Source organism: Pseudomonas azadiae (genome assembly GCF_019145355.1).
Lineage (GTDB): Bacteria > Pseudomonadota > Gammaproteobacteria > Pseudomonadales > Pseudomonadaceae > Aquipseudomonas > Aquipseudomonas azadiae.
This window is the reverse complement of record NZ_JAHSTY010000001.1, coordinates 1,873,982-1,884,675: the sequence shown is the minus strand read 5'-3', so window position 1 is coordinate 1,884,675 and position 10,694 is coordinate 1,873,982. Positions and strand designations below refer to the sequence as shown.

Here is a 10,694-nt window from a genome sequence, read left to right as displayed (position 1 = left end):
ATCGCTGCATGAACCTGGCTGTCTCGCCGACAGAGCGCAGTTTGAGCTGGAGGCGCATTCTGCCGACGGCGATCCTGTGTGTGCTTGCGCCGCACGCCTTCGCCCAGGCGCCGGATCCCGTGGGCCTTGCAGACCACCGCGCCCAGGCGGTGACCCAAGTGGTGCTGGGAATCCTCAGTTACGCCCGCTGGCCGGTGGAGCCCGCGCAACTGCGCCTGTGCATCGTCGGCCCGACCCAATACACCGATGACCTGATCAAAGGCACCACCCAGGCCACCGGCCGTCCGGTGGTGGTGCAGCGCTTGCTGGCCGACCATGCCGATATCGTCACTGCCTGTGATGCGGTGTACATCGGCAAACTCACCGGGGATGAGCGCAGCCGACTGTTCAGCTCGTTGGCCGGCCACCCGGTGCTCAGCATCAGCGAGGGCGGCGACCAGTGCACCGTGGGCAGCCTGTTCTGCCTGCGCGTTGGGGATGAGCAAGTATCATTCGAGGTCAACCTCGATTCCGTCGCCCGCAGCGGCGTGCGCATTCATCCCAGCGTGCTGCAGCTGTCCCGTCGTCGAGCGCCTGCGTCATGACAGCAGTCAAGGTGCGACCGACCCTGCGCTCGGTCATTGGCCGAGGACACTTGATCCTGGCCCTGGTGGCGGTGACCCTGGCGAGCATCTCACTGACCCTGCTTGGCGTGCTCGCGCTGCGCGTCTATGCCGAACACAATCTGCACCTGATCGTGCGCTCCATCAGCTACACCGTGGAGGCCGCAGTGGTGTTCAACGACAGTGCAGCGGCCACCGAAGCCCTGAGCCTGATCGCCTCCACTGAAGAGGTGGCCCAGGCCGAAGTCCTCGATGCCAACGGCAAGGTGTTGGCGCAGTGGATACGCCCGGATACCGGCGTGCTCTCGCGGGTGGAATTGGAGCTCGCCCATGCGCTGCTTGATCAACCGATCAGTCAGCCGATCCTGCACCAGGGACAGACCATCGGCAGCATTCATCTCACCGGCCACGGCGGTAGCCTGCTGCGCTTCCTGTTGAGCGGGCTGGCCGGGATCCTCATTTGCACCGCCCTCAGCGCGTGGGTCGCCTTGCACTTTGCGCGACGTTTGTTGCGCGGTATTACCGGGCCGCTGCAAAGCCTCGCCGCCGTCGCCCATGCGGCGCGCAGCGAGCGCGACTTCGAGCGGCGCGTGCCGCCGGCGCGGATCGCCGAACTCGACAGCCTGGGCAGCGACTTCAACGCCTTGCTGGGCGAGATGCAGGCTTGGCAAAACCACCTGCAAAGCGAAAACGAATCCTTGGCCCACAAAGCCAACCACGACAGCCTCACCGGCCTGCCCAACCGCGCGTTCTTCGAAAGCCGTTTGATCCGTGCCCTGCGCATCGCCGCCAGAGCCAAGGAACACGTGGCGGTGCTTTACCTCGACAGCGACCGTTTCAAAGAGATCAATGACAGCTTTGGCCATGCCGCCGGCGACGCCGTGCTCGTGGCCGTCGCCGAGCGTGTGCGTGCGCAGTTGCGCGAAGACGACCTGGTGGCGCGCCTGGGTGGCGATGAGTTCGCCATCCTGTTGGCGCCGTTGCACAAGGTAGAAGATGCCGAGCGCATTGCCGACAAGATCATCGCCAGCATGGACTTGCCGATCGCCGTGCCTGGCAACACACAGGTATTGACCTCACTCAGTATCGGCATCGCCGTCTACCCCGATCATGGCGCCACCCCCGGCACCTTGCTCAATGCCGCCGACACCGCGATGTACCAGGCCAAGCGTTTGTCTTCGGGCGGCCAGCAAACGGCGGAATCGGAGCACTGCGCCGTCAACGTTCCACACAGGAGTTGATCCCTTGTTTTTGACTGCGCGTTCCATGTTCATCACCCTGCTGGTGGCGCTGCTCGCCCTTGGCGGCTGCCAGACGACGCCCCCCATGGGCCTGACCCCGGCGCAGGTGGCGGTGCTTAAACAGCAAGGCTTTGAACTGACCGAAGAAGGCTGGGCCTTCGGCCTGTCCGGCAAAGTGCTGTTTGGCAGCGACGTAGAAGCCCTCAACCCAGCCAGCACCGAGATCGTCCAGCGCATCGGCAAGGCCTTGCTGGGCGTGGGTATCGAACGCGTGCGTATCGACGGCCACACCGACGCGTCGGGCAAAGAAACCTACAACCAGCAACTGTCCCTGCGCCGCGCCCAAAGCGTGGCCACGGTGCTGACGGGCGTGGGCATGAAAGAACAAAACGTCCAGCTGCGCGGTTTGGGCAGCAGCCACCCGGTGGCGTCCAACGACACTGTCGATGGGCGAACCGAGAATCGCCGGGTGTCGATTGTGGTCATAGCCGACTGAGCAAACTCACCAGCCTCAAACTGAAATGCAATCAGAATGTGGGAGCTGGCTTGCCTGCGATAGCGGTGTATCAGTACCAGATGTACTGACTGACACACTGCCATCGCAGGCAAGCCAGCTCCCACACTATTTTGTGCCGGTTGTGATATTTGCGCTCGCCACAATAAAAATGTGGGAGCGGGCTTGCTCGCGAATACGGTGTGTCAGTCACTGAAAGTGTCGACTGAACCACCGCTTTCGCGAGCAAGCCCGCTCCCACAGTTGAACAGCGTTCGCTTAACGGCTCGGCGTCATCGCCTGCGTCAAGTCATCCACCACGGCCTTACCCATCTCGCACAGATAATGCGCAGCCCACGCATACTGCTCACCGCGCACATCCATGGCGGCTTCCATCGCGAGCTTTTTGGAATAGAACAGTAGGGTAGAGGCGTGTTCCAGCGCTTCGTGAAGGGGCATGCCGGCGTTGACGCGGAACAGCGGTTTTTCGTTTTCGCCGTAGTCGCCGAAGGTGACGACACCGAGGGTGGTGAGGGAAGAAAGGGGTGGGTCAGGAATGATTTTGCTCATGATGATTGCTCTCTGCTGAAGTAGAGCCGCCACATCACATCGCTAAACATGAAGAGGGTGGCAGCTGTGTGCAGGTTAGCGATCCGGGCCAGAGCGCATCCCGGGTAGACTCGAAAGTCTCCCGCACACAGCCGCCATAAAACGCTAAAAGCTGGCAGACGCCAGCTGATGCTGTTTGGGAGCAGTGTCACGCTCGAATCCGGATCGCTAAACCCGATCGCTGATGTGCAGCGACCCAGGGAGGCTAGTGATCCAAACGGTACAGCGCAATAGGCCGGAGATTCTCTAGGAAACGTCCTGCAAATTAAAGCGAATCGTCATTGATGGCCCTTTAATCGGCAAACTTGATCTCCCGCGTCTCCCCCATCAACAACCCCTGATTCTGCTCCGTCACCTCCCTGATGTAATCCCACAGCAACGTGATCCGCTTCAGTTTGCGCAGGTCCTCCCGGCAATACATCCAGAACTTCCGCGTAATCGCAATCTGCTCCCCCAACACCGGCAACAACCGCGGATCCTGCGCCGCCAGGAAGCACGGCAATATCGCCATTGACCGTCCCTGCTGCGCCGCCACGTACTGCGCAATCACGCTGGTGCTGCGCAAACTGGCGCTGGCGCCGGGCACCACATTTGCCAGGTACAGCAGCTCCGAGCTGAACGCCAAATCATCCACATAGCTGATAAATGGGTGCTCGGCCAAATCCGTGGGTTTGCGGATCGGCGGGTGTTGGTTGAGGTAGTCCTGGGTCGCGTAGAGCTGCAGTTTGTAGTCGCACAGCTTGCAGCACACATAAGGCCCGTGTTCCGGGCGCTCCAGGGCGATGACGATGTCGGCTTCGCGCTTGGACAGGCTGATGAAGTGGGGCAGGGGCAAAATGTCCACCGAGATCGCCGGGTAGGTGTCGACGAAGTGACTCAACTGCGGCGTCACGAAGAAGCTGCCGAAACCTTCGGTGCAGCCCATGCGCACATGGCCGGACAACGCCACGCCGGAGCCGGAGACTTGTTCGCAGGCCATGTGCAGGGTGCTTTCGATGGACTCGGCGTAGCCGAGCAAACGTTGGCCTTCGGTAGTGAGCACAAACCCGTTGGTCCGGGATTTTTCGAACAGCAGCGTACCGAGCGACACTTCCAGTGAACTGATGCGCCGCGACACCGTGGTGTAGTCCACGGCCAGGCGCTTGGCGGCGACGCTGGCCTTGCGGGTGCGGGCCACTTCGAGGAAAAACTTGAGGTCATCCCAGTTCAGGGAACCCAGCGACGTGATGTTTTTTTGCATATTGGTCCGGCTTTTATGTGCGTTCTTATTAGAGATTTGCACATCTATACTCCAAAAACGCCTCATTCCCAAGGCGATTCACGCGCCTTGTCTCTGCATAACTACAAGATTGGAGACCACATGAACGCATCTGCCGATATTTCCGTGCAACAGGTCAAGTTGCTGATCAACGGCGAATGGGTCGAGTCCAAGACCACCGAGTGGCAGGACATCGTCAACCCGGCCACCCAGCAAGTGCTGGCCAAAGTCCCGTTCGCCACTGCCGATGAAGTCAACGCCGCCATCGACGCCGCCCATCGCGCCTTCCAGACCTGGAAGCTGACGCCGATCGGCGCGCGCATGCGCATCATGCTCAAGCTGCAAGCCTTGATCCGCGAACATTCCAAGCGCATTGCCGTGGTCCTCAGCAACGAGCAGGGCAAGACCATTGCCGATGCCGAGGGCGATATTTTCCGCGGCCTGGAAGTGGTGGAACACGCGTGTTCCATCGGCACCCTGCAAATGGGCGAGTTCGCCGAAAATGTCGCCGGTGGGGTCGACACCTATACGCTGCGCCAGCCCATCGGCGTGTGTGCCGGTATTACCCCGTTCAACTTCCCGGCGATGATTCCGCTGTGGATGTTCCCGATGGCGATCGCCTGTGGTAACACCTTCGTCCTCAAGCCGTCCGAGCAGGACCCGCTGTCCACCCTGCTGCTGGTGGAGCTGGCGCTGGAAGCCGGCGTACCGGCCGGCGTGCTCAACGTGGTGCACGGCGGCAAGGACGTGGTGGATGCGCTCTGTACCCATAAAGACATCAAGGCGGTGTCTTTCGTCGGCTCGACCGCCGTGGGCACGCATGTGTATGACCTGGCCGGCAAGCACGGCAAGCGCGTGCAATCGATGATGGGCGCCAAGAACCACGCGGTGGTGCTGCCGGATGCCAACCGTGAACACACCCTCAATGCCTTGGTCGGCGCCGGTTTCGGTGCGGCGGGCCAGCGTTGCATGGCCACCTCGGTGGTGGTGCTGGTGGGCGCGTCGAAACAATGGCTGCCGGACCTCAAGGCGCTGGCGCAAAAACTCAAGGTCAACGCGGGCAGCGAAGCCGGTACTGACGTAGGTCCGGTGATTTCCAAGCGCGCCAAGGCACGCATTCTGGAGCTGATTGAAAGCGGTGTGAAAGAAGGCGCCAAGCTGGAACTGGACGGCCGCGACATCAAGGTGCCGGGCTTCGAACAGGGTAACTTCGTCGGCCCGACGCTGTTCTCGGGCGTGACCACCGACATGCGCATCTACACCGAGGAAATCTTCGGCCCGGTGCTGGTGGTGCTGGAAGTCGATACCCTCGACCAGGCCATCGCTCTGGTCAATGCCAACCCGTTCGGCAACGGCACCGGCCTGTTCACCCAGAGCGGCGCGGCCGCGCGCAAGTTCCAGAGCGAGATCGACGTGGGCCAGGTCGGCATCAACATCCCGATCCCGGTGCCGGTGCCGTTCTTCAGCTTCACCGGTTCCCGTGGTTCCAAGCTCGGCGACCTCGGCCCATACGGCAAGCAGGTGGTGCAGTTCTACACCCAGACCAAAACCGTCACCAGCCGCTGGTTCGATGACGACACGGTCAACGATGGCGTCAACACCACCATCAACCTGCGCTGATTCTGGAGACGACCATGAAGATTGCATTTATCGGCCTGGGCAACATGGGCGCGCCCATGGCCCGTAACCTGATCAAGGCGGGCCACGCGCTGAACCTGTTCGACCTGAACCAAACGGTGCTCAAGGAACTCGCCGAGCTGGGGGCCAGCATCAGCAACTCCCCGCGAGAGGCGGCCAGCGGCGCAGAGCTGGTGATCACCATGCTGCCAGCCGCTGCCCATGTACGCAGCGTCTGGCTGAATGATGACGGCGTGCTCGCCGGCGTCGGCCAAGGCGTGCCGGCGGTGGATTGCAGCACCATCGACCCCCAGACCGCGCGCGACGTGGCGGCTGCTGCGGCCAGACAAGGCGTGGTGATGGCCGACGCACCCGTCTCCGGCGGCACCGGCGGCGCCCAGGCGGGCACCCTGACCTTCATGGTCGGCGCCACCCCGGCACTGTTCGCCACCCTGCAACCGGTGCTGGCGCAGATGGGCCGCAACATCGTGCACTGCGGCGAGGTAGGCACCGGGCAAATCGCCAAGATCTGCAACAACCTGCTGCTGGGCATCAGCATGATCGGCGTCAGCGAAGCCATGGCCCTGGGCGATGCGCTGGGCATCGACACACAAGTGCTGGCGGGGATCATCAACAGCTCCACCGGGCGCTGCTGGAGCTCCGACACCTACAACCCCTGGCCGGGCGTGATCGAAACCGCGCCGTCATCGCGCGGCTACACCGGCGGATTCGGTGCCGACCTTATGCTCAAGGACCTGGGCCTGGCCACCGAGGCGGCGCGTCAGGCGAAACAGCCGGTAATCCTCGGCGCCGTGGCCCAGCAGTTGTATCAATCGATGAGTCAGCGCGGGGAAGGGGGCAAGGACTTCTCGGCGATCATCAATAGTTATCGCAAGCCTGAATAGAGCCCCTGTAGTGAGCGGGCTTGCCCCGCGCTGGGGCGCGAAGCGGCCCTAAAACCAGCCGCCGCGTTCTTCCTGAAAGAATGCGGCGTTTTTTTATTGGGGCTGCTGCGCAGCCCAGCGCGGGGCAAGCCCGCTCACTACAAAAAATTATGCAAACACAAAATACTTACGCACCGTCTCCACCACTTCCCACGTCCCCTTCATCCCCGGTTCCACCACAAAGATATCCCCAGCCCGCAGGTGAATCGGCTCCAGGCCTTGCGGGGTGATGATGCAATAGCCTTCCTGGAAGTGGCAGTACTCCCACTTCACGTAGTCCACGTACCACTTGCCCGGTGTGCAGATCCAGGTGCCCATGATCTTGCTGCCGTCTTCGCTGGTGTAGGCGTTGAGGTTGACGGTGTGCGGGTCGCCTTCGAGCTTTTCCCATTTGCAGGCATCCAGGACCGGCAGTGGGTGGGTGTCGCGCAGTACGGTGATGGGCTTGGACATGATGACTCCAGGGCGGGGAATGGAAGATGCACCCTAAGGCGTTGGGCGTTGCGCCAGTGGTCTGAACTCGACACTGGGATGCCCAGAAGCGCAGGGGAGTGCGATGCTTCGGGCACCCATGCAGTCCGTGGGAGCGGGCTTGCTCGCGAATGCGGTGTGTCAGCCACACATAAATTGACTGACTTACCGCCTTCGCGAGCGAGCCCGCTCCCACATTGGATCTTCAGCGGCTGCTCCACCGGGCCGGAATGATATATCTAAGCGCCAATTCGCCCATTCCTCGCAGTTAGTGCGAAAGTTTTCCCGCTTCACGCCAGAATTCGCAAGAAAATTCACACCTGGCCCTCGTATCATTCATCCCAGTAACCGCCGAGAGCCTTGAAATGAACCCAATAAAAACGTGGTGGGACATCAGCCCGCCCTTGAGTACGGCGACCCCGACCTGGCCGGGGGATACGCCGTTCCAGGAAGAACGTGTGTGGCAGTTCGGCCCGCAATGCCCGGTGAATGTCGGGCGTATCACGTTGTCGCCACACACCGGCGCCCATGTGGACGCGCCGCTGCATTACAGCGAGGACGGTGCGCCGATTGGCGAGGTGTCGCTGGACGTGTACATGGGACCGTGCCGGGTGCTGCATTGCCTGGACAGCGGTGCGCTGGTACTGCCGCAGCAGTTGGACGGTCGTGTGGATAACGTGCCGGAGCGCGTGCTGCTGCGCACTTATCCACAAGCGCCACTGACCGAGTGGGATCCGGACTTCACTGCCATCGCCCCGCAAACCATTGAGCTGCTGGCCAGCCTGGGTGTGCGTCTGATCGGTATCGACACGCCGTCCCTGGACCCGCAACAGTCCAAGACCATGGACTCCCACAACGTCGTGGCGCGCCATGGCATGGCGATCCTCGAAGGCATCGTGCTCGATGACGTACCGGAGGGCGACTATGAACTGATTGCACTGCCGTTGCGTTTCGCCAACCTGGATGCCAGCCCCGTCCGCGCAATCCTGCGCCCGCTTTTGGAGCCCACGCGATGAGCCAATGTCCCTTCTCTGCCGACTACCAGCCCCCGGAAGACTGGCATAACGCCGAATTGAATTTTTCCGAGTCCATGAGCTACGGCGATTACCTGGACCTGGGCAAAGTCCTCAGCGCCCAGCACCCGCTGTCGCCGGACCATAACGAAATGCTCTTCATCATCCAGCACCAGACCTCCGAGCTGTGGATGAAACTGATGCTCCATGAGCTCAAGGCTGCCCGCGAACACGTGCGCCTGGGCGAGCTGCCGCCGGCGTTCAAGATGCTGGCGCGGGTCTCGCGGATCTTCGATCAACTGGTGCACGCCTGGGCGGTGCTGGCGACCATGACGCCTTCGGAGTACAAGGCGATCCGCCCGTTCCTGGGGCAATCGTCGGGGTTCCAGTCGTTCCAGTACCGTGAGATCGAATTCATCCTCGGCAATAAAAGCGCGGCGCTGTTGCGGCCCCACGCCCATCGGCCGGAGCTGCTGAACGAGTTGAAAGTGGCGATTGCCACGCCGTCGCTGTATGACGAGGCGATCAACCTGATGGTCAAGGCAGGTTTGGCGATAGACCCGAAACGGGCCGAGCGCGACCCGACGGCGGCAACGGTTCACGATGAGTCGGTGGAGGCCGCGTGGCGCGTGGTATACCGCGACCCGAGCCGTTACTGGGACTTGTATCAGTTGGCCGAGAAGTTCATCGACCTGGAAGATTCGTTCCGCCAGTGGCGCTTCCGGCATGTGACCACCGTGGAGCGGATTATCGGCTTCCAGCCCGGCACGGGCGGCACGGAAGGGGTGGGGTATCTGCGCAAGATGCTCGACACGGTGCTCTTCCCCGAACTGTGGCGAGTGCGTTCCACCCTCTAAACAAAAAGCCCCGGATCACCGGGGCTTTTTATTTGGAATGCATTCAAAACGGTGGGAGCTGGCTTGCCTGCGATAGCGGTGTATCAGTTGGCAGATCCTGTGCCTGATACACCGCTATCGCGGGCAAGCCCGGCTCCCACGGGAATTACGGTACGCTCACCACCGCATTGCTGTTTCGGACTCGCAACCGATACGCAACGTAGATAATCCCCACCCACACCGGCATCGCATACACCGACTCGCGAATCCCCGGAATCGCCAGCATCACGCTGATGATCATCAGCATGAACGCCAGGCACAGGTAGTTGCTGAACGGAAACCAGAAGGTCTTGAATGACGGCGTCACGCCTTGTTCGCCCATGGCCTTGCGGAACTTGATATGGGTGATGCTGATCAGCGCCCAGTTGATCATCAGCGAGGCAACCACCAGCGCGAACAGCAACTCCAGCGCACTCTGCGGCGCGACGTAGTTGACCACCACACACAGCATCGTCACCAACGCCGAAATCGCCAGCGCCCGCAATGGCACGCCTTGCTTGTTCAGCTTCATCAACGCCTTGGGCGCATCACCTTGCTCGGCCAGGCCGAACAGCATGCGGCTGTTGCAGTAAACGCCGCTGTTGTACACCGACAGCGCGGCGGTCAGCACCACGAAGTTGAGGATGTGCGCAGCGGTGTCGTTGCCTATCAACGAGAAGATCTGCACAAACGGGCTGCCGCTGTAGGCATCGCCTGACGCGCCGAGGGTTTGCAGCAGCTGATCCCACGGGTACAGCGACAGCAGCACGGTCAGGGCGCCGACGTAGAAAATCAGGATGCGGTACACCACCTGATTGATGGCCTTGGGGATCACTTTGCGCGGCTCGCTGGCCTCGGCGGCGGTGATGCCGACGAGCTCCAGGCCACCGAACGAGAACATGATGAACGCCATCGACATCAACAGCCCCATGCCGCCATTCGGGAAGAACCCGCCGTGGCTCCACAGGTTGTTGACGCTCGCCTGCGGGCCGCCGGTGCCGCTGAACAGCAGGTAGCAGCCGAGCACGATCATGCCGACAATCGCCACCACCTTGATGATTGCGAACCAGAACTCGGCTTCACCGAAGAACTTCACGTTCAGGGTATTGATCAGGTTCACCGCCACGAAGAACACCAGGGCACTGACCCAGGTCGGGATTTGCGGCCACCAGAACTGGATGTACTTGCCCACGGCCGTCAGTTCGGCCATGCCCACCAGCACGTACAGCACCCAGTAGTTCCAGCCCGCCAGGAAGCCTGCGTAACCGCCCCAGTACTTATGCGCGAAGTGGCTGAAGGAGCCGGCCACTGGTTCTTCGACGATCATTTCGCCCAGCTGGCGCATGATCAGGAAGGCGATGAAACCGGCAATCGCGTAGCCCAGGATCATCGACGGTCCCGCCGACTTGAGCACCCCGGCCGAGCCGAGGAACAACCCCGTACCGATCGCCCCTCCCAAGGCGATCAGCTGAATATGCCGGTTCTTGAGGCCCCGCTTGAGGCCTACCGGGTTAACCATGTCATCCGCCATTAACGTTCCCTTCTACTTGTTTTTCTTAAGGGTGAGTGCA

General features: G+C 61.6%; 11 protein-coding genes. 7 read left to right on the top strand and 4 right to left on the bottom strand.

Annotated features, from left to right (window positions below; translation table 11 throughout):
• Positions 1 to 8: 8 nt before the first annotated feature.
• From KVG91_RS08515 to KVG91_RS08505, 3 genes are read left to right on the top strand one after another with little or no spacing between them, the layout of a single operon-like run.
• Positions 9 to 584 carry a YfiR family protein gene (locus KVG91_RS08515; RefSeq protein ID WP_169377783.1) on the top strand — a complete coding sequence of 192 codons (576 nt, stop codon included), beginning with the start codon at positions 9 to 11 and terminating at the stop codon, positions 582 to 584.
• Positions 581 to 1,843 carry a diguanylate cyclase domain-containing protein gene (locus tag KVG91_RS08510; protein ID WP_169377782.1) on the top strand — a complete coding sequence of 421 codons (1,263 nt, stop codon included), beginning with the start codon at positions 581 to 583 and terminating at the stop codon, positions 1,841 to 1,843. The genes KVG91_RS08515 and KVG91_RS08510 overlap by 4 nt, the downstream gene beginning before the upstream one ends.
• A 4-nt stretch (positions 1,844 to 1,847) precedes the next feature.
• Positions 1,848 to 2,339 (top strand): OmpA family protein, encoded by a 492-nt coding sequence (locus tag KVG91_RS08505; protein WP_169377781.1) that lies wholly within the window; start codon positions 1,848 to 1,850, stop codon positions 2,337 to 2,339.
• 276 nt (positions 2,340 to 2,615) lie between these two features.
• Here KVG91_RS08505 and KVG91_RS08500 read toward each other — a convergent pair whose 3' ends face one another.
• Together KVG91_RS08500 and KVG91_RS08495 are read right to left on the bottom strand one after the other, a co-directional pair.
• Positions 2,616 to 2,906, bottom strand: coding sequence for a DUF3077 domain-containing protein (locus KVG91_RS08500; RefSeq protein ID WP_076949976.1), 291 nt, complete (start codon positions 2,904 to 2,906; stop codon positions 2,616 to 2,618).
• Positions 2,907 to 3,237: 331 nt separating this feature from the next.
• Positions 3,238 to 4,185, bottom strand: a complete 948-nt coding sequence (locus tag KVG91_RS08495; protein WP_169377780.1) for a LysR family transcriptional regulator — start codon at positions 4,183 to 4,185, stop codon at positions 3,238 to 3,240.
• Positions 4,186 to 4,305: 120 nt separating this feature from the next.
• Here KVG91_RS08495 and KVG91_RS08490 point away from each other — a divergent pair, with 120 nt between their 5' ends.
• Entirely contained in the window at positions 4,306 to 5,823 is a 1,518-nt protein-coding gene (locus KVG91_RS08490; RefSeq protein ID WP_169377779.1) for a CoA-acylating methylmalonate-semialdehyde dehydrogenase, read from the top strand.
• Between the two features lie 14 nt (positions 5,824 to 5,837).
• A complete protein-coding gene (gene mmsB, locus KVG91_RS08485; RefSeq protein ID WP_169377778.1) occupies positions 5,838 to 6,725 on the top strand; it encodes a 3-hydroxyisobutyrate dehydrogenase in 888 nt (295 codons plus the stop codon).
• Between the two features lie 147 nt (positions 6,726 to 6,872).
• Here mmsB and KVG91_RS08480 read toward each other — a convergent pair whose 3' ends face one another.
• Positions 6,873 to 7,217 carry a cupin domain-containing protein gene (locus tag KVG91_RS08480; protein WP_169377777.1) on the bottom strand — a complete coding sequence of 115 codons (345 nt, stop codon included), beginning with the start codon at positions 7,215 to 7,217 and terminating at the stop codon, positions 6,873 to 6,875.
• Between the two features lie 383 nt (positions 7,218 to 7,600).
• Between KVG91_RS08480 and kynB the strand changes: the two genes are divergently transcribed.
• Positions 7,601 to 8,251 carry an arylformamidase gene (kynB, locus tag KVG91_RS08475; RefSeq protein ID WP_169377776.1) on the top strand — a complete coding sequence of 217 codons (651 nt, stop codon included), beginning with the start codon at positions 7,601 to 7,603 and terminating at the stop codon, positions 8,249 to 8,251.
• The gene (kynA, locus tag KVG91_RS08470; RefSeq protein WP_169377775.1) at positions 8,248 to 9,105 is read left to right on the top strand and encodes a tryptophan 2,3-dioxygenase; all 858 of its coding nucleotides are present in this window, start codon (positions 8,248 to 8,250) and stop codon (positions 9,103 to 9,105) included. Before kynB ends, kynA begins: the two co-directional genes overlap by 4 nt.
• Before the next feature lie 145 nt (positions 9,106 to 9,250).
• Here the strand turns inward: kynA and KVG91_RS08465 are convergent, their stop codons facing one another.
• The gene (locus KVG91_RS08465; RefSeq protein WP_169377774.1) at positions 9,251 to 10,654 is read right to left on the bottom strand and encodes an amino acid permease; all 1,404 of its coding nucleotides are present in this window, start codon (positions 10,652 to 10,654) and stop codon (positions 9,251 to 9,253) included.
• Positions 10,655 to 10,694: the final 40 nt, after the last annotated feature.

Excerpts from the sequence above, each read along its gene's own strand:
- kynB (WP_169377776.1), top strand. The coding sequence starts at position 7,601 with ATGAACCCAATAAAAACGTGGTGGGACATCAGCCCGCCCTTGAGTACG.
- mmsB (WP_169377778.1), top strand. The coding sequence starts at position 5,838 with ATGAAGATTGCATTTATCGGCCTGGGCAACATGGGCGCGCCCATGGCC.
- KVG91_RS08510 (WP_169377782.1), top strand. The coding sequence starts at position 581 with ATGACAGCAGTCAAGGTGCGACCGACCCTGCGCTCGGTCATTGGCCGA.
- KVG91_RS08500 (WP_076949976.1), bottom strand. The coding sequence starts at position 2,906 with ATGAGCAAAATCATTCCTGACCCACCCCTTTCTTCCCTCACCACCCTC.
- KVG91_RS08480 (WP_169377777.1), bottom strand. The coding sequence starts at position 7,217 with ATGTCCAAGCCCATCACCGTACTGCGCGACACCCACCCACTGCCGGTC.
- KVG91_RS08515 (WP_169377783.1), top strand. The coding sequence starts at position 9 with ATGAACCTGGCTGTCTCGCCGACAGAGCGCAGTTTGAGCTGGAGGCGC.
- KVG91_RS08495 (WP_169377780.1), bottom strand. The coding sequence starts at position 4,185 with ATGCAAAAAAACATCACGTCGCTGGGTTCCCTGAACTGGGATGACCTC.
- KVG91_RS08465 (WP_169377774.1), bottom strand. The coding sequence starts at position 10,654 with ATGGCGGATGACATGGTTAACCCGGTAGGCCTCAAGCGGGGCCTCAAG.
- KVG91_RS08490 (WP_169377779.1), top strand. The coding sequence starts at position 4,306 with ATGAACGCATCTGCCGATATTTCCGTGCAACAGGTCAAGTTGCTGATC.
- kynA (WP_169377775.1), top strand. The coding sequence starts at position 8,248 with ATGAGCCAATGTCCCTTCTCTGCCGACTACCAGCCCCCGGAAGACTGG.